Annotated in this window: 3 protein-coding genes; 1 reads left to right on the forward strand and 2 read right to left on the reverse strand. The window is 44.5% G+C overall.

Features of this window, described 5'->3' with window-relative positions; genetic code table 11:
- The first annotated feature begins 238 nt into the window (after positions 1–238).
- Positions 239–9,433, forward strand: a complete 9,195-nt coding sequence (locus tag GAVG_RS05215) for a Rib/alpha-like domain-containing protein (protein ID WP_048653136.1) — start codon at positions 239–241, stop codon at positions 9,431–9,433.
- A 1,063-nt stretch (positions 9,434–10,496) separates the two neighbouring features.
- Here GAVG_RS05215 and pulA read toward each other — a convergent pair.
- Together pulA and GAVG_RS05225 are read right to left on the reverse strand one after the other, a co-directional pair.
- Positions 10,497–16,535, reverse strand: a complete 6,039-nt coding sequence (pulA, locus tag GAVG_RS05220) for a type I pullulanase (RefSeq protein WP_009993939.1) — start codon at positions 16,533–16,535, stop codon at positions 10,497–10,499.
- A 424-nt stretch (positions 16,536–16,959) separates the two neighbouring features.
- Positions 16,960–26,508, reverse strand: a complete 9,549-nt coding sequence (locus tag GAVG_RS05225; protein ID WP_013399750.1) for a type I polyketide synthase — start codon at positions 26,506–26,508, stop codon at positions 16,960–16,962.
- Positions 26,509–26,559: the final 51 nt, after the last annotated feature.

Here is a 26,559-nt window from a genome sequence, read left to right on the forward strand (position 1 = left end):
CCCCCCCCCGCAGGAAATTTTACAGTTATAGAACACTTAACAATAAAAAAATTACGACAAAATAGTAAAAATACGATATAATATTATGCAGCATGTATATAAACGTACTTATTGTCTACCGTTGCTTTATGAAAACACAAAATTAGTATTTGAAGAAGAACTAGACACAAGTTTATATACGACACACATTATGGAACGTTAAATTAAGAAGCACAAGAATAAAGGATTACGGATTATTATGGCAAATAGCAACCGCAAAAAGCATGCACGCGAGCAAGTTGAGAGCTCGTTTAAAAACGTTGATTCATCTTCTGCGTATGCAACCATGCGCAAGGTTTCATTGAGCACACTTGCCACAGTTCTCACTGCAGCAACCTGCTTGGGTGGTCAGCCAATCCTCGCATCCTCTAATATTCTTCTTCCTCCAACTACGGCAGCTTTTGCGCAAGAAGTGCGTAACGCTGATCCTACTCCTTGGCTGCATACGCCAAATATTCTTGAGTTCCAAAGGTATCGCTTTGCTAACAGCAACGGAAAAATCGGTCAAATAGGATCCGACGGTTTGGGTGATTACGATAACACCACCAAGAAATCGGATATGTATGCACATCTTGAAAAGAACGGAAACGACCAGTACCTAATCTTCGATGTGTTCTTTAACAACGACGGTAAAGATATGACTGGCGCTTCCAAACAACAACAGTATGTTTGGCAAATTCCTTTTGCAGTTGCTGACTTAAATAATGGTTATTACAATGTAGACACATTAAGTGATTTAAGCTTTAATTTTTATAAACGAAATGGCACTAGTCCACAAACAACAAACGCTGTTCTTTCACGCGATTTTTCATTATTCACTAAAGAAAATAGCCAGTCAGCAACACTTAGTAAGCCTTTGCAAGATGACCAGCACCTTGGAAATTCTATTTACAAAATAACCTTAGGCATAAGAGGAGGAAACAGCAACAAGCAAGATTTGAGTGATACTTTCCACAAGAATGCAGGCGACGGGGTTATTAGCAATGCTACAACATTAACAGGCGTATATAAGGGCAAGAGCTACGGCATCGGCTTAAGAACTACGAACGTCGACTATGCAGTACACATGCATTGCAAAGTAAAATTACGTCAAGGAGTCACTCTTGACGACATTCAAGATGCTTATACATGGGCAAATACAAGTACTTATGGTAGAACGACTAACTCGGCTTACACCTTTATTTCTGGTCGCGAGCGCTGGAAAGAACCAAATCTTAAGCGCACAAAAAGCGACAATTTACCTCCAAAGCTGTATTTTAATGGCAAAGAGATTAGCGATTCCAACAACAGCATTACCGTGTATCAGGGCGATACTCCTACAATCAAATTCGGAACATCTGACGACAGTGGAAAGGTTAATAGCTTCTCAGTTAAGGGTCTTCCTAACGGTAATGGAGATGTCACTGAAAACAGTAATGGCATGGAAGCAACTGAAGCTAAGCATCACAACCATGTTGTTAATAGAGTTAAGTTTGAATATAAGAACGGCAACACGCCAGCAAATACTGACTACACGGTTACTGTCTCTGCAACCGACGCTTCTGGAAACAAAGTAGAAAAGAAAGTTACAGTACATCTTAAAAATCTGAACCAGAAGTACAAGGCTCCAACCACTACACCGATTACTGTTGATTGGGGACATAAGGCAACTAATGAAGAATTAAAGAAACATGTTTCTAATATTGAAGGCGGTGGACAACTAGATTTCAATACTTTCCCAGAGACTAAACTACCAGATATAGCTTTTAATGGGAAAGACACTGCTACAATATCCACATCAGCAAAAGTAATATATTCAGACAATTCGTACCATATTGTTACGATTCCTGTAATTGTCAGAAAGCCGCTCGCATTGCAACACAAAAGCGAGCTGAAAGATCACGAAGTTAAAGTAAATGTTGGCGACACTCTTACTAAAACAGGAAACAAGGTTGACGCTAAGCAATATCTTGGCATAACCGATAAGAATGTTAAAGATAAAATTAAGAGCGCAGAGTGGGTGAACGGCGAACCTTCCACAAACGTTGCGGGAAAGAAGACTTACACTGCTAAAGTCACATTTAGCGACGGCAGTACTGCAGAAGAAAAGGTCACTTTCACTGTTCGCCCTCAAAAGCCTAAGATTGAGACTGATTTGACTGGCGTTGCAGGTGTAAAAGGCAAGGAAGTTGTAGTTAATGCTGGTCCTGGCACAGCTGGAAGCACTGTAACGCTTAAAGATAGCAAGGGCAATCAAATTGGAACTGGAAAAGTTGGCAACGATGGCAAAGTTACAATTACAGTTGCTAACGGCATTCCTGAAGGAAACATTACTGCAGTAACTACTACTGCAGATTCCGTAAGCTCTGACGCAAGCGACGCTAAGAAGGCTACTAAGGATGACAAAGCTCCAACGCTTACTGCTGATAAAGATAGCGTTACCGTAAAAGTTGGCGAAGATCTGAAAATTCAGCTTACTGCAAAAGATGATGTAAAGATTGAATCTATTGACACAGCAACAGCAACGATGGCTTTTGCTCGAAATGATTTCAGTAAGATGATGGCTGTCGCAGCGCGTGCAAAAACTGATTACACGAAGAATAGTGATAAGGAAAAGGTTTTCACTTATAACTTCTCCGGCTTTAAGCCTGAAGAAGTTGGCACTTATACTCTTACGTTCTCCGCAACTGATGCTGCTGGTCACAAAACAGAAAAAACTGTGACTGTAAAAGTGGAGAAAAAAGAAGACATTAAGTCAAAGAATATTGCTGTTGACTTAGGTCACAAGCTCACCGAAAAAGACGCCGAAAAAGCTATTGCCAACGGAAGAAAGCTTAAAAAAGCAGGCGCAACCTTCAAGTGGAGCACTGAAACTGGCGGAACTCCAGACACTTCCACTGTTGGCAAGGAAAAGACTGGAAAAGTTATTGTAACTATTCCTACTAACGACAAAAATCACCCACGCGTTGAAACTGTTGACGTTAAGGTAACTGTTAGGGATAACGAAAGTCCTAAAGTTGCGATTCAGCAAAAGGGCGACGGTGGTACATATAACACCATTGATCCTGGATATCCAGATGGTCCAAAATACCCACCAGTATTTACTATTACTACATACCGCGGTGATAAGAACGATATTAAGATTACTGCAACAGACAACAGTGGCAACGTTACAACTCTTACTTTAACGCCTAAAACTCCAGGAGAAACAGAAAAAGCTCCTACCGGAACTGGCACAACTACAGATCCTAAGACTTTGACGCTTGATGGCACTACTCCGCTCAACACTAAGCCTGGCGAGTATACGCGTACCTTAAAAGCGGTGGATCCTTCGGGCAATCTTAATGAAGTAACTGTTAAGTTTATTGTTAAGCCGCAATCCGACAAATATGGTGATGTTAAAGGCACGCCTGTTACGTACAACATGGGCAGCGGCACAAAGCATCCAGATCCTAAGAGCGGTATTAATGCAGATGATCTAAAGAAACTACCTAGCGACGCTACCTACTCTTGGGCTAAGGAACCAGATTGGAATAAGCCTGGCGAGCAGAAAGATGCTAAAGTTCGCATAACATTTAAGGACGGTTCAACTAAAGACGTTACTACAACCGTTACCGTTAAGGACGATATCGCGCCTGTTATTAACACACCTAGTACCAATAAGGCAAAGAGAGCAGACACTGAGAAAACAGCTGAGTACTACCAGTTCAAGGTGCATAATGGCAAACCGTTCAGCATTGATATCAACGCTTATGACAACAGCGGAAAGATTAAGAGTGCAACAATAGCAACATTCCCAGGTCATGACGGAAAAATCACTATTGACAATCAAAACGGGAATTCTGCAGAAAAGCCTGCGACTATTCATATTAAGGGCACTGCAAAACGAGATGCGAGTATAACTAATTCGTCCGATAACAAGTGGTCTCGTGAGCTTGTTGTTACAGACGAAGCTGGCAACGAGTCTAAGCTTAAGGTTCAAATCTCCGTGTACACGGATGCTGAAGAGCATACTGCTACTGCTAAGCAAGTTGATAATCCTAAGGATAACAACGCAATTACCAACGCGATCACAATAACAAAATATGATAATCCAAATACGCCAATCGATAAGACTGGTATAACATTTGAAGTTGGAAAAATTCCTACAGATGATGGAAATTACACTGTTCCTGTAACTGTTAAATATCCAGATGGATCTTCCAGCAAGATTGAAGTGCCTATTGTCGTTAATAGGGAGTCTAACAACTACGACCCTGTTGGCAGGACGATTACTGTTCATTGGAATTCTAAGGAAGATATTGCAAATAAGATTAAGTCGTTTGGCGATGGCAATGGCTTGACGTGGAATGGAAACTCTCCAAAGCAAAATCCAACAGTAGAAATCGTCAACACAAAAGACGTTCCAAGCACCGATAAGCCTGGCGAAAGCAAAGTGCAGGTTAAGGTTAAGTATTCGGATGGCTCTAGTGACGTTGCAACAGTAACTGTTAAAGTTTTGGATCCACAAAACAAGGATTACACGCCAGAAGGTCAAACAATTAACATTGACTACAATAAGACGCCGAATACAGGTATATCCAGCAAGATTACCGGCGTTGGCAAGGATAAAGGCATTAGCTTTGGTAAAGATAAGCAAGGCAAAGATATAACGCTTCCAGAAGGCGCAAGTATTGCTATTGACGACAAAGCTAAGACTGTTCCAGATGGCACTCAGCCTGGTACTTTCGATATTCCTGTAACCATTACGTATAAGGATGGCTCTAAAGATCACGCAACAGTAAAGGTTACTGTAGGAAAGCCTCAAAGTGAAACTCATACGCCAAAGGTTGACGGCGGAATCACTAAGAAGTATGGAGAAAGTGGCCCTTCTGACAATGACATCATTGCTAAAGTCACTGTTCCAAACAAACCAAATGGTACAACAATTACAGTTGATAAAGGTCAAACACCTATCGACACTAAGACTCCTGGAACCGTAAACGTTAAGGTTACTGTTAAGTATCCTGACGGTTCTGAGGATCACGTGGAAGTTCCTGTAACAGTTGGCGAGCCAGATAACGAAACCTACAAGCCAAGCGCAGAAGCTATCAACAAGAAGCGTAATGAGAAAGCTCCTGATGCTGATGAAATCAAGAAGGCTGTAAAGACTTCTACAGTTAAGAACAAGACTGCTCCAAAGGAAACAAAAGTAGAGCTTGTAGATCCAAAAACTCCTCTACCAACTACAGATAAGACTGGCACAACTAACGTACCTGTTAAGGTCACATATCCAGATGGTTCCAGTACTGTTGTGCAAGTACCTGTAGTAGTTACAGACACTGATGCCACTGCGAACACTCCTGCAGTTGACCCTGTAGAAGAGCCGTATGGTACTGATAAAGAAAAGACCAAGAAAGCTGTTACAGCTGCTGTAACTGTTCCTGATTTTAAGCCAAAGAAGGACGGCGATAAGCCAACAGTCACTATCACAAGCGCCGATAAGGATATTCCAGACGGCACAAAGCCTGGCACTTATCACGTTAAGGTTAAGGTCACGTACCCAGATAACACAACTGATGAAGTTACTGTTGATGTGACTATTAAGAACAAGCAGTCGGATACTTTCGAGCCAAAAGCAACGCCTGTTGTTAAGCCGTTTGGCAAGAAGGTTACATCTGATGATGTAACAGGCAATGTAACTGTTCCTAATTGGTCAAAAGATTCAAAGGAACAACCAAAGATTGAGTTGAACGAGCCTAACACAAAGCTTCCAGATGGTAAGACTCCTGGACACTCTACTGTTAAGGTTAAAGTCACCTACCCAGATGGCACAACTGACACTGTTGACGTGCCAGTAACTATTAGCGATAAGCAGTCTGAACTTTACCCACCTAAGGCAGATAATCTTGAAAAAGATAATGGTCAAAAGCCTTCGGACGACGAAATTATCGGCAAAGTAAGTGTTCCTACCTGGCCAACGAACGAAACAAATAAGCCAACTTACTCTATTGCTGAGGGAGATAAGTCTAAAATCCCTAATGGAGATAAGGCTGGCAAGTTTGAAGTGCCTGTAACAGTTACGTATCCGGATGGATCAACAACTGTTATTAACGTACCTGTAACTATTAAGTCTCCAACTGCTACAGCTAAAGTTGTGACTGTGCCAAAGGGCGTGGAACCTAAGCCAGAGGACAGCATTGCCAATAAGGATAAGTTCCCTGATGGCACTAAGTTCGAGTGGGATAACAACGGAAAACCAGACACATCTAAGGAAGGTAACAGCGTAAAAGGCAAAGTAAAGATTACTATTCCTGGATCTGATACTCCTCAAGAAGTTGAAGTAAAGGTTAACGTTGTTGACCCAAGTGCATCTGAAGTCAACGTGCCACAGGGCAAGGATTTGCCAGAAGCTAAGGATGTTATTAAGGATTCTCACGATACTAGTAAGTTCCCTAATGGCACTACGTTCGAGTGGAAACCTGAAGATAAACCAGATACTAACAATCCTGGCGCAAAGAATGGCAAGATTATTGTTACTATTCCAGGTCAAAAGCCTGTGGAAGTGTCTGTAACAGTGAACGTTTTGCCAAAGCCAGAAGCGAATGTTGTGAACGTTCCACAAAATGGCACATTGCCAGAAGCTAAGGATGTTATTAAGGATTCTAGCGATACCAGTAAGTTCCATAATGGCACTACGTTCGAGTGGGAAGATAGTGGCAAACCAACTACAGATACCGTTGGAGAAAAGACAGGCGGTAAAGTAAAAGTCACCATTCCAGGTGTAAATGGCAAGTCTGGTTATACGATTGATGTTCCTGTAACTGTGAACGTAAACCCTGTGCCTATAGCAAAGGAAACCACCGTCCCACAGAACAGCAATCCTGATCCTAAGAACAGCATTGATAACAACAACAAACTCCCTAAGGGAACCACATTCGAGTGGAAGAAAGATGCTGCCCCAAAGACCGACAAGCCAGGCACTGCTAGTGGCACAGTGATTGTCAAGATTCCAGGGCAAGCACCTCAAGAAGTGCCTGTAACAATTACTGTTACAGCATCGCCTGAAGGAAATGACGTAACTGTGCTGCAGAAGACTGACGGCAAGGACAACACTCCTCAGCCAAAGGATGTTATTAAGAATAACGGAGATTTGCCTGAGAATGCCAAGACTTCTTGGAAGAAGAAGCCTGATACGTCAAAGACTGGCAACCAACCAGGAATTGTGACCGTTAAGGTGCCAGGCGAGCCAGATGTTGACATTTCAGTCAATGTGTTCGTTGTGCCAAATCCAGCCGGTAAAACAGTGAGCGTACATGTTGGTGATTCTCCAAGCGCAGAAAACAGCATTGCCAATAAAAATGAGTTACCTAACGGAACCAAGTTTGCTTGGGCAACTAACGGTACTCCAGATACCAAGACAGCTGGAAACAATAAGAGCGGCACTGTCGTGGTAACTATTCCAGGTATCGCAAATCCTGTGAACGTACCAGTAACAGTAAACGTTGTGGCACAGAACAAGCCATTTATCAACGATGGCAAAGCCGAAAACAAGCCTGGTGATAAAGGTTCTGCAGATAATGGCAAGACAACTATTACTGGTAAGGGAACTCCTGAAGCCACTATCAAGGTTCAAAACAGCAATGGCACCGCATTGAAGGATGGCAATAAAGAAATAACTGTCACTGTAGATAAAGATGGCAACTTTACCGTTGATGTTCCTCATCAGACCCCTGGCACAACACTCAAGCTTGTTCCAAACAAGGGTGGAGTTGATGGTGACGCAACTACTGTAACCGTCACTGCTAAACCACAAAAGCCAACGATTACGGTACCGACTGACAACCAGAAGAACGACGGAAACGTAACTGTAACTCCGCCAACTGATGACACAACGGTTGTAAAGATTGAAATCAATGCTAAACCGAATTCAATCAATGGTCCAGAACAGCCAGTTCGCACAATTATTGCCAAGAAGGATAACGATGGTAAGTGGAAGATTGACGGAGACGCTCCAGATGGCGTAACTGTTAATCCAAATACTGGCGTTGTTACGATTCCAACAAAGAATTTGGAAGACGGCAGCACTATTACTGCAGTATCTAAGAACAAGACGGACAAACCATCTGATCCTGCTACTGCTGTAACTGGCTTTAAGACTCCACAGATTAGTGAGCAAACGCTAAAAGACAATCCAGATGATTCTACTAAACAAATCATCACTGGAAAGACTCTTCCGGGCGCAACAGTAACTGTTACCGATAACAATGGCAATCAAATCGGAACTGGTACCGCAGATAAAGATGGCAACTTCACTATTACTATCGACAAGCAAAAGCCTGGTGCCATCGTCACCCTCACACCAACCAACGGTAAGGGTGATGGTGCAAAGACGGGCGATAGCGTAAATATTACTATTGGCGGAAATATTACTAAGCCGAATATTGACACTCCAACCAATGGTGGTGCTAGCGTGACGCCTGATCTCACGGATACGCGCGTGAACAAGGTTGTAGTTACTTACACTCCAGAAGGCAGTGAAACAACCGCAACGATTACTGTTGTTGCTGAAGGCGACAAGCATGAGTGGAAGATTGACGGAGACGCTCCAGAAGGCGTGACTGTTAATCCGCAAACTGGCGTTGTTACGATTCCAGCAAACAAGATTAAGAGCGGTAGCACTATTACTGCGCAATCAGAAGACAGTAGCGATAAGACTGGCAAGAGCAAGTCAGAAGTGGTAACTGCTAAAGTTGCCGAAAAGGAGAAGCCTGCACCAGAACCAACGCCAACGCCTGCGGGTGAGCCGACTATACTCACACCACAAGATGGTGTTGAGCAAGGTTCCGCAACTGTTACCCCACCAGCAGACGCTGATACTCTCGAAATCACGTATACTCCAGAAGGCGATACAACGACTCCTGTAACAATTACCGTGAAGAAAGATAAGAATGGTAACTGGACTATTGACGGTAACACTCCAACCGGCGTGACTGTTGATCCTAAGACTGGTAAAGTCACCATCCCTGCAACCCAAATCAAGGATGGTAGTACGATTACCGCGCAAGCCAAGAAGAATGGTCAACCATCCAACATGGCAAACGGTAAAGTAGGAAATAACCCAACCAAGAAACCAACACCAACGCCAGAACCGGCACCGACACCGGAACCAGCACCTGCGCCAACCCCAGAACATGAATCTGGTTCTCATGATTCTGATGAACACACTGGCAACAGTGAAAACAACAGGAATAAGAGCAATAACACTCAGTTACAAGCTCCTAAGTCTCCTGCACATCACTCCTCCGGTCAGGTTGCGCAATCAAAGTTAACCAATACAGGCTCTGCAATTGCTGCAGCAAGCACTGTTGCTGCACTCGCAGGCGCAATAGGTGCTGCACTCGCAGTCATTATTCGCAGGAAGAAGCGCGACTAAACGTTGGTGGTGCAACAAATATTAAAATTGAATAAATAATATACATATGCTCCGTGATAAAAGGGTTCGCAAAATTTACGACAACTCTTCAACCACGGAGCATTGTTATATCTGTAAAGCTATAGAACTGTAGACTACAGAGGTATAAGCTACAGAGATATAGGTGCGACAAATAGATGCCGTTAAATGATCTGGGTACTGGTAGCGAAATAGCATACCACTGCGATAATGACAGCGTACTACTGGCATTAGGTAATATCAGGCGACATACGCAATGCTACACGTACTAAATATGGCATACTGAACTACAGAGCTACTTACGTAATTTTTAACGCAACTCCAATCGCCTTACATTTTTCCTGCAAATGTGGTCAAATAAAGCCAGAGCGAAAACAGATGCCGTGGAATAACACAGCAAATGTTTCCACATAACGCCAAAACGACTACAAACGCCGGAGAAAATTCCCCGGCGTTTGTAAGTAAGCAGCAGCTCAGCAGTAGCAGCCGCTGGCATCTAGGCGAGCGTCTGGGTTTAGAGCGTAGTACGGTTTCCTTACTTGGTATTGCGCGAGGTTTGAGTATTTCTCTCCTCGCAAATCCCGTCGCTACTCTCCTCTTTTATTGCTCGTATAGAAATACATCAAACCTTCTGAATATCTAGAACTTTTGCGTGGTTTTTATCACCGAGATTCTCGATTTTTCTTGCTACTTCAGCGAATCACCATCAAAGATGCTGAGGTTCATCTCATTCAGTGCGAAAAATCTCGAATCTATACCTAACTTGGCGCAACCTTGTAGTGCGTTTGTACCTGATTTACGGCGTGTCGTCATACAATCGCACTACAAGGTTGATCGTCGTTCGCGCGGATTAGCCGTGTGATTCCGAACGTCTATTAGTAGCCGCTCGGCTGATCTGGCGCGTAAAGTCCACTGGACTTTACGTTTAAGCCAAATCACGCTTTGAAGGAGCTTGAAATGCGTTATGAAATTTCAAGCTCAGTCAAAGCAAACGCACTACAAAAGTGCTCTCGCGCGCGACGCTTTAAAACTCAAAGCCACAAATCTATCTAAATGCAACTTTATAACGAGCAATAGCTGCAACAAATGTAAGTATAATGAACAGCGCAAAAGTATAAACAATGTTGCTTCCTGTTTGAAGCATAGATCCACCACGCTTTGAAACACCATTATCTACAACAGTTACTTCAGTCCATGCGATTTGTTTGCCACTCTCGTCTACAAGTAGAACAGTGTGTTTACCAGAGTATCCAGCTGGGAATATTGCATCGAATTGAGGCACGCCATTCACCATTCGTACAGTAACATACTTTGAACCGTCGGAGCCTTTAAGCAATCGCGGAGACGAGTAGATGTATGCGTAAGCATATGCAATACCTTCACGATTCAGACGTTCAATAAACTCGCCGTTTTGAATGCGAATGTTTACTTTGTTCACAATTCCAGCATTCGCAACATTATTGTCTCGTACTAGCAGAGTTCCTCTTAGCTCTGACTTAAGCTGCTGCACTGTTGCCGGTGCAGTAGGAGTTGGAGCAGCTGATGATGGCTTAGCAGGCGCAGATACAGCAGAATTTGAGGAAGATTCAGGTTTTGTTTTAGCTGGTTTAGACTGATCTGAATTTTCATGCACATTCTGCTTAGGTTTTGAATGAGTTTGATATTCAGAAGTAGAGTGAGACTCAGCATTAGGCTTAGATTCAATACTATTATTAGGTTCATGAGCAGGCGTATTAGACTTAGAGCCTTGCTGGGATGCAGAACCTGATTCGGAATTACTAGGAGCAGTACCCACATCTGGGACTAAAGTATGTGGAGCAGGATGATTTTCAGTATCAGAGTCTCCAGGAGTTTGCTCACGACCAGGCGTAGATGAATTTGGCTCATGAGTTCCAGGATGAGTTTCTCCAGGAGTTGGAGTTGGAACTGGCGCTGGCTGAGGAGCCGGATTCACAGGATTAGAACCAGGCTGAGGATGAGGGCCAGGCGCTGGAGCCGGATTTGGCACTACAGGACCAGGAACAGGTGGCTGAGGTGATGGAGTAACAGTACCAGGAGTTTGTTCATGCCCAGGAGTAGATGGATTCGGCTTCTGCGTACCAGGCTTAGATCCATCCTTCAACTTATTGATATCCAAAGGATTCATCTTATATTTGAGAACATCATCAACATTAATATTTGCAAAAGGATTGTCGTTCTTCTTTTCAGCATCCTTCACAAGTACTGAAGTCGAAAGAGCAGAAACCTTGTAATTTCCATTGTCATCTACAGATGCTTCAGGACACACTGACTCATCATTGCTGTTAGCTTTCCCATCAGCAATGCGCACGCGATACTTTCCTTTGCCAATATTCACAGTAAATTCACCACTATTAGCATTGAAAATAAACACATACGTTTTACCGTTGTTGTCAACACTAAATGCGTTAATACCATCGCTGCTCTTAATCCAATGCATATTATTGTTAACATCAGAATATTCAGAATCTCGTAAAGCTGGAATCTCGTTTCTTAGCTTTATCAACGCTTTGAAGTACTCGACAGCATCTTCATTCGTTTTAACTAGATCCCACTTAACGGAATTGTCACCGTCGCCAGCATTGTAACTATTAGCATTACCATTCTTGCTTCGTAAGAACTCTTGACCAAGCTCAAAGAATGGCATGCCATGCGCAAACATTACAAGCGAATTAGCAAGCATTACTCGCTTCTTAAGATTCTCTTCTGTCTCATTAGGCAAGGATTTCTTCAACTTATCGTAAAGATTAAGATTGTCGTGAGCTTCAACATATTGCACAGTCTGACCAGCATTCGCGTAGCGCCTACCAGTGCAGCTTGCGTTTCCAGGCTGGCAACCGTAAAGATTTTGCATTACAAGATTGTCGCTGCCTCTGTTTCCAGACACGAATCCAGCAACATCATCATCTCCTTGACCCTTTACAGCATCACGGAAGGAATCGTTAAAGAACGCAACGCCATTATTTTCAGCAAGCTTATACGCATTAGGCTGAATAGTGCGGTTTCCATAAGGCAATTGGCTCATATCCCAGCCTTCGCCAAGAATAATCGAGTTCGGGTCAATTGCATGAACAGCTTCACGCACTTCCTTAATGGTTTCAAGGTCAATCAATCCCATCAAATCAAAACGGAAGCCGTCAATACCGTACTCTTTAGCCCAATACTTTACAGAGTCAACAATATACTTTCGCATCATTTTGCGCTCTGAAGCAGTATCGTTTCCGCAACCAGATCTATTAGACAAGCTGCCGTCATCGTTGTAACGGAAGTAGTAGCCTGGCACAGTCTGTCCAAAAGCGTTCTTTTCTGCGTTATAAACATGGTTATAAACCACGTCCATAATCACGCGCAAACCAGCCTTATGTAGACCTTCAACCATTTGCTTTAGCTCAGTAATGCGCGTAGCAGGATTTGCTGAATCAGACGCATAGGAGCCTTCTGGAACGTTGTAGTTTATTGGATCATAGCCCCAGTTTTGATGAGGATTATCTTTGTCGTTCTTATCAACATAACTCAAATCTCCTGCTTCATTAACAGAACCAAAATCATACATTGGCATGATTTGCACATGAGTGATGCCGAGGGACTTCAAATAATCAAAGCCAGTTGGCTTGCCATCTTTTTTAGCACCAGATTGAATTACACCAAGATACTTTCCGCGCTTTGCAACATCTACGCCAGAACTTTCATGAATCGAAAAGTCGCGAATATTCATTTCTGCAATAGTCGCATCAGTTGGACGCTTTCCAAATGATGCCTTACGAGATACAGGTGTTGCCATGTTGCCACCGAATACAACGGATCTCATTCCATTTCGCACAGCAGCTTTTGCATAAGGGTCTGGAGAATTATTAACAGTGCCATCTGCAAAATAAACCTTGTATGTATAAGCAGTGCCAGCTTTTGCATAACTCGTAGTAATACTCCACACGCCAAGCTTTCCATCTTCTGTGCCAAGAGTCATATCTTGCTTTTTATCTTCTTGCGCTTTTTCATCAGTTGACTTATAAGTTACTAACTCCACTTTTGCAGCAGTTGGCGCCCAAAGCTTGAAAGTCGTAGAACCATCTTTTACAACAGCACCCAAGTCATCGCCTGTGTACGCATACTTTTGATCAAACTCATCAGTGCGAACAATCTTAGAACCTTTAACAGTTGAAGCAGACACTGTTTTAGGCATTCCACCAACACCCTTAATGTTGATTTCATACATTTTCTTAAGATCTAATTCGTTCTTTGCAGTGATTACGATCCTATTATCCACAACAGCAACTTGCGAAATATCTATTGTCTTGTGTTGATTTTTCTTTGAATCTGTAACATCAGTTACAGTAACATTTTTCTTCTCAACTTCCGAAGGGTCGCCGCTCACGTTTACAGTAAATTCCTTAAAAGACGTAATATCAGCATTAATAGCATTAGCCTTCGTGTTGATTACGTTTGGGCTTAAGTAAACTCTACTATCGCCCTGCATAAGCCAGATTTCAGCATTACCAGTGTTACCATCTTCGCTTAAAGTAATTGCTTTTGCAGGAATTGGGCGATCGCCTTCGCCAGGATCTTTAGAAACCCAATCGTTGCCTTGCATAGAATAGCGCACAATAAACTTTGAATCTTTTATGCCAGAATCATTGTGGAATGTATATTCTGCAATCTTACCGAAATCATCATGAGCCGTAAAATCTTGCTTTACGCCCTTCTCACTACCGCACCAAGTCCAAAGATTCCAACCAGCGTAATCCTTGTTTGTTCTGCGGTAGTGAACAGTAACATTTAATGTTTTAATGCTATTAAGCTTGTTAGAGACTTCAGATGGAGGTTCTGCAAAAGTATTTGAATCTCCTCCGTAAACCCAAGCTTCGCCAACACCATCTTCGATTTGCCAGATATTACGATCTCCGCCGTCCTTATGCCAGTCCTGACCATCAACGGGTTTCTCGGTAATAATAAATCCAACTTTTCCGCTCTCGTAAGTGCCATCAGCTTCAACTGCGTAAGTCTTACCAAAAGCGTCTTGACCATTGAATTCATGCCAAGCACCTTTTATCTCTTGACCATCTGCATTTTTAAGACCCCAGATATAGACGCCCATATGGCGATTGTCACCATATTTTTGCTTATAGTGAATAACAATCTTTGTCTTTAATTCAGTAGGCTTTGAAGATGTGTCCTCAACCTTGCAAGGAATGCTAGCAGATTCAGAACCTTTCAAATCGGCATCTACTACATAAGTTTTCGAACCAGCTTGAATTTCAAAGTTTGCTCCAGACTGATTGTTCTTGTTATACCAATTACTTCCACCGTCATTAAATACAGCAGTAATTTGCTTGCCATTATTAGGAATTGTTCTTGCAAACCAACCATCGCAAACTTTGCGCATTGGTCTACCAGGAACTGCAGTCCAAGATCCATTGCCGATTTGATAATGAATATTTACAGAACTTGGATTACCTGCTTTATTTTTAGCATTAAAATAGACAGTTGTTGACTGGTCTTTAGCATCGTCAACATTGTATTTTGGATCAGATTCATCACGTGCTGGACCAGCTTTACTAGCGCTATCTGCTTTAGAATCCACATGCAAAGCAATTGCAGAATAAGGAGCAATAGTCGCAGCAACCTTGCCATCTGTAACTTTAACAGTCTTAGAGCAATTCCCCGCAGCATAAACGTTGCAATACTCACCATTTGGCAAATCAGTAGTATACAAAACTTTCTTTGCGTTTGGAGTATTGTTAATTGCTAAGAAGCCCTTGCCTGCGCGGCTAAATGCAATGTTATTATTGTCACTCTCCTGCCAATTAGTGACTTGAGCACCATTTACAGCATTAAAGAAGCCAACCATTCCACGAATCGAAGTCCAACGCTGAGTGCACTGCCAACCAGTTGTTGGAGAACAATCTACATTTGGAACAGAGGTTTCAGTCGCACCAGGCGCACCATCATCCTTATTTTTTGCATCAAACCTATACCCCGAGTAAATGTTTGGGTTTCCGTAAGGGTAGCCAAGCATAAACGCGTTTGCAAGCTCGTAGCGAGGACCATCCTTATAAGTAAGAGTGCGCACATAATTTTCTCGAGGAGTATCCCAATTAGTAACAAAAATTGAAGCTTTATCGCTTGGAACAAGTCCATTAGTAATATTCTTTAGATTCGAAATTGAACCATAAAAATTGCTCTTTAATCGGTAGGAATACTGGAATTCGTTGACTTCACCTTCCTTTAAATGCTGATCTGGCTGTATTTCTTTAGCTTCAGAAGGATCACCAATCGTCTCCTGCATCCACCAAATCTTGTCAGGCGTAGTGTGCGCAGCATCAGCAGCAGCTTTCTTAATCGCAGCCATATCTGTTGGAGAAATATGCTTTACTGCATCGATACGGAAGCCAGCAACACCAAGTTTCAGCAAATTAGCAAAGTACTTGCCTAAAGTTTCGCGCACATGCTGCTTTGACGTATCCAAATCAAGCAAGCCAACAAGCCTGCGATTCCACACTTCCTCCGCATTGTTATAGTGCTCAATATTCCTAGCATCTTGATGGAAATCATCCTTCTTATATCCAGCATCTGGGAAATCTTCTTTAGCAGCGCTATATTGGCTCCCACCAACACCCTCTGTATGAGTGTCACCAGCACCAGTCATGTGATTAATAACAGCATCCGCAATAATTCCAACACCTGCAACTTTGCAAGTGTCAATCATGCTCTTAAACTCATTTTCAGTACCGAGTTTTGACTTTAATTTATAGCTAACAGGCTGATAAGAAGTCCACCACTGAGTACCCTTTACATGCTCATTTGGAGGAGACACCTGCACATACTTAACACCCTCAGGACCATAAGTTGTTTTGCATTCTTGAGCAATACTCTTCCAATTCTGCTGGAATGCAGTAACAATAACGCCCTTACGGTTAAGAGTTAGATTGCTAGATTGAGGATTACTAGATTCACTACTAGACTCACTACTAGCGCTTGCATTGCCAACAACAGCAAAACCTGTTATTAACATTGCACTCGCTGCAATCATAGAAACTATTTTCGACGCAAGGTGGCGATGAGCGACCATCTGCATATCCTTTCCTCCGTTGGCACAAACATGCTTCTATATTGTTTTATTCCATGCAAAACATGAAAACTATAGGTGACACAACTATGTTTCACTTCTTATTACAACCAACTTTGGTTTACACATAAGATTGCTTATTTTGAACGCAAATCGCCATAAGCACATTGAATTTTTCGCAATTTTGCACGTAAGGAGCTATTATAACACTTTTGCAATTTTTACAAAAGTCAAAAATACAACTGCTATATCAGTTACGCTTGTAGTCGAATCGACCTGCCTTCGAGCTTAGAGCGTAGCGTGCGAACAACACAATACGACGCAAATTCAGTACAAACGCACTACAGTTTTGTTTGTTTGTGTAGTGCGTTTGTATCAAATTTTGGCATTTTTTGGTACAAACGCACTACAAGATTCTACCTGAGAGTCAGCAGTAGTAGCCGCTTGCATCTAGGCGAGCGTCTGGGTTTAGCAGCATAGCTTTTTCTGCTTCGTGACCATCGTAGCGAGTGCCATCCGGAAGGCGCGTGCCATCCTTCAGCAAGTGACGATTCTCAACAGGCTCGAACAAAGCAGATCGACCCATCATGCCTTCCTCAAATCGCCTCTGGCCCGCAGCCAAACGCGCATTCGCCTTGGTACGCCAATTCTTAAGCGCATCCGCACCAGCGCTAGCTGCCACAGCAGCCTCAAACGCACCAGGGTGAACTAATGCCACAAATCCGCTAACGTGACCGAAGCCGAGCGAAGTTGCGAGAGCAACCTTCACTGCACAAGAACCTGCACAATCGCCAATGCGCATCGGCTCACGCAACCAAACCATGTGGTCGTCGCGCGCAAGCTTAGGATCCACGCAGTCAAGTGATGCGTTTCCAGGGATTACGCCACTTCTAAACAGCTGTGTCAAACCGTTGATTTGGAAGATGCACGCACCACCCTTTGCATGTCCGGTCAGCGTCTTTTGGCTGATTACGAACAGTGGATTGCCTTCCGTGCGTCCGATTGCGTGCGCAAGAGTATTGTGCAGTTCGGATTCGTTCGGATCGTTTGCGTTCGTGGAAGTATCGTGCTTAGAAACCACAGCAATATCGTCCGGAATAACGCCAAGCGCTGCCAAATCGCGCACGAGCTTAGACTTAGCTCCACCCATGCCCGCAGCCAAAGCACCCAAGCCCGGAGCAGGAATAGAAGTGTGAATGCCGTCAGCATACGAATGAATGAATCCGACTACGCCAGCAACAGGTAAACCAAGCTTCAAAGCAATATCGCCGCGCGTAACCAAAATCGTACCGCCGCCTTGTGCTTCAAGGAAGCCGCCGCGTCTGCGATCGTTTGCGCGAGAGAAGAATCGTGGATCGATGCCCTTCGCATACATTTCTTCGCTATTGGCAGTTGCGTTCATATTGCCGAAGCCAACTACGGATTCCACACCGATATCGTCAATTGCGCCAGTTACTACGAAGTCAGCTTTGCCGAGAGCAATCTTGTCGACGCCTTCTTCGAGCGAAACCGCTGCAGTTGCGCATGCAGACACTGGCTGAACCATATTTCCGTAGCCGCCGATATAGGTTTGCATTACGTGAGCTGCAACAACGTTTGGAAGCGCCTCTTGCAATACGTCCGTAGGAATTTCGTGGTTAAGGAAGCGATCCAAGTACAGTTTGCGCATTGAACTCATGCCGCCGAAACCGGTTCCTTGCGTGGAAGCAACCATCGACGGATGCACAGATTGCAAAATCTCCGAAGGCGTGAAACCAGCAGAAATATAAGCGTCTACAGTTGTGACAATATTCCACAGCGCAATCGTGTCAACACTTCCAACCATTGAAGCTGGAATACCCCACTTCAGCGGATCGAAGCCCTTAGGGAATTGTCCACCGACGGTTCTGGTCATTGCAGCCCTACGCGGCACGCGAATCATAGAACCTGCCTTGCGCGTAACAGTCCATTCGCCAGATTCTGCATCGCGAGCAATCTCAGTGTGCGATTCGTCAAGCGCCACGTATTCGCGCGCAATTGTTTCTGTTGGAACGCTGAAACTCACGTCGTGATCGAGGAAGATTTCTGCTTCTTCTTCGTTCGCTCCATCCTTGTAGTCGCCACCCATGCCGGTTTCGAATGGTCGAATACCGGAGCGCGCCACTACTTCATCGCGATATTTCTCTGCAATATCTTCTTCTGGAACAAGCGTGCCTTCAGCATCATACCAGCCTGGCTTTGGTGAATCCTGCCAAGTAAGCAAGCCCATATTCCAAGCCAATTCTAGTACTGCTCCTGCAGAAAGCTCCACGGATCCATCTTCGCGAATTCCAAGTTCTGCTTCGAAACGAGTACGTCCAGAACCCCATGGTCCAAGTTCGCCGACTGAGACGATTACAATTTCGTCTTCTGGACGCGCTGTTACGTTCTTCCAATCAGCCAAGTTGACTCGCGGCTGAGTTGGCACGTAAGGCGTTGGAAGTGCTTTGTTGGTTGATTGAGCAGTTGATTTAACAGAAGATTCTGCAGCTTCTTCTGCAGCTTCCGCAGCTTCAGCACGCTTCTGATCTTCCAGTGCTTCTGCACGAAGAGCATTCAAATCAAGAGGCTCCTTGCCTAATCCACCCGTAAGATCAACGTTCAAAGGCGCGATTGCGGCCTGTTCGCGCGCTTCCTTCGTGCACAAATCGAGCAAACGATCTGCCATTTCTTGCGTTGAGTAGGTAGTTAATCCATGACGTTCAACTACAGCCACAAGCGGATCATTTCCACCCATTAAGCCGGTTCCACGCACCCATCCAATCTTAGGATGCGCAAAAGTCACGCGATCCGACCACACACTTTCTGCATGCGCACGGTTCACAATCGCGTCGAAAGCACTCTTGACTTCGCCGTAAGCACCATCGCCGCCGAACATACCTCGGTTTGGAGAGCCAGGTAACACAACGTGCATACGATGTTGTACATCTGTATCTGCTCCAATCTGTGCAAATCCGGCGATTGCACGCTCCACACCCCACAGCATCAAGCGCGATTGCGATTCAAAAAGCGAACCAGAATCAGCCAAAGTACCGTGAACTGGTGGAGCTGCAAACGGGAAGAACATGCTCGGCTCGTAAGCAGGCTTCAAAATAGTAGTAGTTGCGCCGCTAACTTTCTTCGAAACTGTGCCAACCCACTTTACAAGCGCGTCAACATCGCGATAACTAGACAAGTTTGCTGGAACAAGCCACAACTTTGCGCCCATTTGAGCGTTTTCGCGATACGCTTTCTTCGCCCAAGACTTAACGCTCGGCTTGAAACTGTGCGAAGTTGCGATAACCGTAGCTCCACCCTTAAGCAAGCCCGTTACTACGCGAGCAGCAATCGAATTAGGAGCAACGCCTGTAACTACTGCAACTTCTCCTGCAAAACGAGTTGCTTGAGCAGTATCGGCGTTGTTTTGCGCAAGTTTATTGCGAGAATCGCGAACAATACCATTAAATATTGTTGCAAGATTGTTTAATTCGCGAGATTTAGAAAGACTTGCAAACCACTCAGCTTCCGAAGCTACTGCTTCCCCTGCACCAAGGAAACTACCAAAATCATTTAAGATTTCAGAAACTTCATTTACCTGAATATCAACATTCTTTCCAGCATACTTGTAGTACAAGCGAGCAACGTCTTCGCGAGCCGAAGCCCAGCGGTCGTCGAAAAGAATTGCCTTTCGCTCATCAAATCGAGGAGCCACCTGCTTTGGCCAATCTGCACCAAGCTCAGCTTCAACAGCAGACACAACAGCAGCATTTTCGTCACTTTCAGTTTCTGCTTTAGGAGCCTCAACACCAAGCTTTGCTAGCACAAACTTAGCAGTTGCAGCAAGTATGCCATCTGCGCCAACAACCTGCTGAGCAAAAGCGTCAAGAGCTGCAGAATCAACAACAGCACCGCCGGCTGCGCCAGCAGCACCAGGCTGAGAAACGCTAACGCCGTGAGCTTGAGCAACTTGTGCAATTGCTGCGTCGATTAAAGCGTCAGCTGCAGCAGTATTCTTTGCAGGATCAGTTGAAAGTTGCGCAAGATTTTCACCGCGCACGCTAGCACCTTCACGCGTTTGCAAAACCAAAGCCGCAAGAACGTGCGCACGCCAGCCTTCTCCAAGTTGCCAGACTTCAGAGATTCGCTTGTCAATTTGCGCTGGTTTCACACCGGCTGCACCGAAAAGCGCACGCAAACGTTCGCGCACAATATCGGAAAGCACGGCACCAAAAGCTTTATAGCGAGGAGCAACCGAATCAACTAACTTTTTAAGCGCACTCATTGGAGCTTCTGCAGCACCGTCCACGCTTGCCACGCCAAGCTCGGAACTAATATCCATAAGAAGCTGGTTTCTGCGCGAAGATACGCCATTTGTAAGCGTATCAGTTGTATCAGTGTCGCCGATTTGGTCAAGACGGATTTTTGCACTATACGCAATAAGCATTGAGATTGCGTCGGATGCTTTGAATGGCAAGTCTGCTACAGGTCCGCTTGCTGCTGCATTAGCTGCAGGAGCAGCAGAGACAACATTTGCTGCAGGAGCTGCAGGAGCAGTAGTCGCATCAGCAGTGCTACTTGCTTCTTGATTATCTTCCTCAGTAAACACTTCAGGCACAAGCGAATCAGTGTCAGTCATATAAACGCGACCTTCGTCACGACCAACGTTGTAAACAGTCACTTTTTCGCCACTAAACTCCGGCAAAGCAAGAGTTTTAGCACCAAGATTTGCCAAAGTTGGCGCGTTTCCTAAACCAACTTCAACGTACTCTTCAACGCCAAGACCACCGCGAGCGCGATCGGCAAACATAAGAGCCTGCGTTTCAATCCAACGAACTGGAGAAGCGAACTGCCATGAAAGAAGCTCCGTAAGAAGCAATCTACCGAGCTTCTGCTCATCCTCTGCATAAGATTTCCACGTAGTTTCATCTTCCAAAGCTGCTTCAATGCGCTCAGATGGCACAACATCCAAAATCTTTTGCGCAAATTCTCGCGTAAGCTCAAACGGGCAAGCCACGAGGTTTGGAATGTAACGGCCTACAAGCACAGAGTAATCAATATGCTTCGGCAGCAGCGAATCGAGCTTGTCGCGGAATTCTGGCACACCCTTTCGAAGAATTCGAGAGTGGAACGGCACGTCAATTCCTGGAACAAACATGAATGGAGGCTTGCCGCCATACTCTTTAGCCCTCTTGGCAGAATCTTGAGCCAAAGCTTTCAAACCTTTTATTGTGCCTGCTATTGCGTATTGTTGACCTGCCAAATTGTAGTTTACGATTTGCAAGAATTCGCCAGTTTGCTTAGAGATTCCTTCAACGTACGCGTTTACACCATCATCGTCCACACCGAACTGGTTTGGACGCAAAGCACCCATTCGATAGTTGGATCGTCCTTGCTCATCTCGCTCAATCAAGTGATGCATTGTAGATCCGCGGTGGAACACGAGTTCCAACACGGTTTCTAGCGGAATAATTTGAGCGAAGGAGCTTAGCGCATTGTATTCGCCAAGCGAGTGACCAGCAAAATACGCAGGCCAAATATCGCATCCTGCTTCTCTTAAGCGAGCGGTTTGCGCAAAAGCAACAGTAGCGAGCGCAACTTGAGTAAATTGTGTTAAGTTGAGCAAGCCTTCTGGATGACGATATGTTACGCCATTTGCTGTTAATTCCTTAGGATTATCTCGCACTACAGCAAGAATTGAGAATCCTAGTTTTTCGCGAGTGAGTTTGTCTGCGCGCTCCCAAGTTTCGCGCACAGCTGGCGATTTGGCGCGCTCATCCAATGACATTCCTTGTTTTTGAATACCTTGTCCTGGATATACGAATGCTGCTCGCGGCGCGCGTGTAAGTGCGCTCGCTTTAGAAACTATTTGCCCGTTTACTCGGCATGTGATTTCTAGCGCTAGCCCTCCGCGGCGTACTTTCCCTACTCGTTCTACGGTAATTTCTACCTCGTCGTTAAGCTGCACCATGCCGTACATGTTGTACGTCCAGCCAACAAGATCATAGTGTGCGCCTTTTTCATCCAATGCTTGAGCAACATGCTGAGCTGCTGCTGAAAGCCACATTCCGTGTACTAGAGGTGCGGAAAGTCCAGAGATTGCGGCTCCTCTTTTGGATGTGTGTATTGGGTTAAAGTCACCTGATGTGCGCGCAAAAGCTGTCATGTCTTTAGGTGCGCGAATTACGACGCGTCTAAGCGCTCGTCTAGGCGTGTTGTCTACGCTAAATCCGTGTAATTCTGCCGCATCTCCGTATTCTGGAGCAGGCTTTGGTAGTGCTGCACTGTAGCTTCGTCCACGAATCGCGAATCGTTCTGTTTCGTGCGCGATTTTTGTTCCGTCTTGCGCATTGTGAATTATGTGTATTGTCACTACTCGCCCAGAAGCTGATTCGGCGTAATCTTCTGCCCAACCAGTGAGGTTTATGCGTGTTCCAACATATTTTTGCAGGTCGTCTGTAGATAAATCTAGTTCTATTAGGTGGTCTAAATGTACTGCGTTGAGTAGTCCTTCAATTACTGGGTATCCGTCTACCATTACGGATCCTAGTGCTGAGTATATTGTTGGCCATGCTGGACCTACTAGCGCGTCTGGCACGATTCTTGATGCTTGCAAACCTTCTGGCAGGCGTCCAGCTGTAGCAGATTCGTGGTCGATTCCTAGGTTTCTAGAAAGCGTGTATGCTGATTTAATCACGCCAAATGGTATTTCGCAGGCTGTTTCACATGTTGTTTCACAGGCTGATTTGTTAGCTTTTCCACAAGCTATTTCTTTTTTAACTTGCTCGCACGCTTCTTGGCTTGCGTCTACTTTTGGCATTTCACTTAAAACATCTCCAGTAATCGCAGTATTTCCAATGCCTGCGGTTGCTGCCAACATGTTATAAACGTGTTTTGGTAGTCGCTCGCGGTCTACTACTGGTATGCTTCCAGCACGCTTTGCGTCTACAATAAGCGGAATTACTATATCTCTAACAGCATGATTTTTTCCGCTGTTCTTTACGCTATTCTTGATACCGTTTTCATTGTCGGCTTCATGCTCATCCCAGAACGTGTCTAGTTTAATGTCTAAATCAAGCTTAATTACGCTATTTTCTTCACTTATTACGGTTATAACATAGTTTTCACTATTATTTTGCGTTTTATAAGCAGGATTATTGGTTACGTGACCAATCCAAGAAATATTCGGACATGAGCGCACATATTCTTCAATATTTTGCGCACAGTCTATTTGGCTAAACGCGTTTTGATTAAAGCCCAGAGGCAAGTCGCCAGCAGCCGAACCATTTATAACCGCAGCCTCAAATCTTCCTAAAATATCCGCGATTGGCTCATCCATTGTGATTATGCCTGCAACAGAAATAGGTCCTGGAATTACTCGCACAGCATCCGCAGAATATCGCGAATCTTCCGACTGCCAAAGCTGATCCTGACCCCACCAGCGAAGAAGATCATTGTCAATTACTGGCACAAATGGCATTGGCTTAGGATATTCACGCACCAAGGTTGGGAACCACGCAGCATCCATTGGAACAACGTTCATCGTGCTCGCATTAGGAAAAACTTGCACAAGAGAATCGAGAGCAGACTGAGGATTTTCAGCAATCTGCTTAATATCTGGCAAAATCGAAGTAAATTCGCCAGAATCTTGGCTTATTAAACGTGCTTCAATACGCTGTAACAAATGCATGTAGCGATCCGCGTAAGTAGGATCTGCCCAAGGATAGCTTAAATCAAGGAATCGCTGCGCAAACTGGGTATATGTCATATTTTCAACATCGCCAAAATATGGTTTAGCAGTAGAGTTAAGCGCGCGAATCACTTCATCTCTGCGGCTAGAAAGCTCTTCTGGATGCTTCATCATATGAACAAGAAGACGACCACAGCGCGCGGACGCATTCTCAATTTCGTAAATATCTGCGTGCAAATGGCTTAATCCGCTTGTTACTCCGCCAACAACCTTTCCAGAAGGCACCCAGCGCTCGCCAATCGGAGCAAACGGATCTTCACTTGCGCCAAGACCTTCCACACACGCATCATTTGCTTCTGTAATTCCTGGCGTCTCCACCAACATGCGCTTAACTTGCGCGCTTGTGTGCGCTTCCTTTGCTGTCATTGCTGCAGTGCCAATCATCACAGCATCTACTGGCATATTTGGCAAATCGTACTTATTGGACCATTCGCCACTAATGTAGTCTGCTGCACGAGCTGGAGTGCCGATTCCGCCACCTGCTACAAGCACCAAATTATTGCATTCGCGCACTTGAGCATAAGTGCTAATCAGCAAATCATCTAGCGACTCCCAAGAGTGGTGGCCGCCTGCAGATCCGCCTTCTACTTGCGCAATAATTGTTGCTGGCTTAACAGCTTTTGCAATGCGAACTACTTGGCGAATCTGCTCTACTGTTCCTGGCTTAAAAGCAACATACGGGAATCCGTCGGCTTGAAGAGTTTTAACAAGTTCTTTTGCCTCGTCTAACTCTGGGATTCCTGCAGATATTACAACGCCGTCGATTGGCGCTCCAGAAGCACGCTTTTTTGGAACTATACGTTTGCTGCCAAATTGCAAATTCCACAAATAGCGGTCCATAAACATGGCGTTGAATTCTACGGTTGCTCCTTCTTGCAATTGCTTGCTCAAAGAATCCATGTGCCTGTCGAATACTTCTTCTGTTACTTGTCCACCGCCTGCAAGTTCTGCCCAATATCCTGCGTTGGCTGCGGCGGCTACAATTTCTGGGTCTACTGTGGTTGGAGTCATGCCAGCAAGAAGCACAGGAGCTTTGCCTGTTAGCTTGCTGAATTTTGTTACAACTTTCTTTCCAGCTGGAGTATCGATTACTCGCGGCGCAAAATCCGCCCAGCAGCCGGTACGCAATAATTCAGCTTCTGCAGCGCTAGTTGTGCTTGCTTTTGCGCGCGCGTTCATTGTTCCAACTTCTACTACGCCAGCTCCGCTTCCTTGTAGTAGCACGTTTGTTAGCTTGCCAAGCACTTCTCCTGGACCCATGTCTAATACGTATAGCTCTCGCGCATTCACGTTATTTAAAACTTTTTCTATTTGCTTCGCCCAATCTACTGGCTCTACTAGCACAGCGTTTGCAAGCTTTAGTGCAAGTTCAGCATCTAATCCTGCGTCCTTTGCCCAGGCTTCAACTTGTTCTACAGCAGGTTTCATGATTGGAGAATGGAATGGCACTGTAACATCTAAATACTCTGCGATTGGCGCAAAAACCGATCCGCCTCGTTCCTTCATTTCGCGCATTTTTTTGGAGCGCTGCGACTCTTTCTGTGCCTGATTTTGCACGGCTTCCATGTCTTCTGGATATCCTGATAGCACAATGTGATTTCGCGAGTTTTTAACTGCGATTGATATAACGCCTCTGGTTCTTTCTACTCGCTTAATCAAGGCTTTTGCCTGTTCAAACGTAACGCCTTTTAGCGATAGCATTGGTGTTTTTTCGCCGTTTCCACTGATTTCTAACATTCGCGCTTCGCGGTCTGCTGCTGCTCCGATTATGTATGAGATTGCTATAAGTTCAGCTATTTGGTTTTGCGCGTTTTGCCATGACCCTGCTTTTATACGAGCTTCTACTATTTTTGCGGCTATTATGCCTTGAGAGTGTCCAAGGCTTGCAATTGGCTTGTTTACTTCAAAGTTGTAGCCTAAGTTTGTTAGGTCTCTTACGCTTGCAAGCTGAGCAATTGTGATTCCTGGTACGCTTAATTGTGCGCTGGCTGTGTTGATTTTAGAATTTTCTAAAGCATCGAATACGTTTATGTCACTTCCAGCATTTGCTAATAACTGTGGATATATGTTTGATAGTAAAGTTTTTGCTAATTTGTTATATTCGCGTAATTCTTTATTTAATTCTGCATCGTTTTGTGTTTCTTTTAAGGCTTGCACCCATGGTGTGGATTGTCCTGCGAAGGTAAGAATGTGTGGTGTTTGTGCGAGCTGGTCAAATAAGTATGTTGTCATTTTATTTTCCTTTGTTCGTGGGTTTAAGTTTTATTTTTAAAATTTATTTGT

Source organism: Gardnerella vaginalis ATCC 14018 = JCM 11026, assembly GCF_001042655.1.
Taxonomy (GTDB): domain Bacteria; phylum Actinomycetota; class Actinomycetes; order Actinomycetales; family Bifidobacteriaceae; genus Bifidobacterium; species Bifidobacterium vaginale.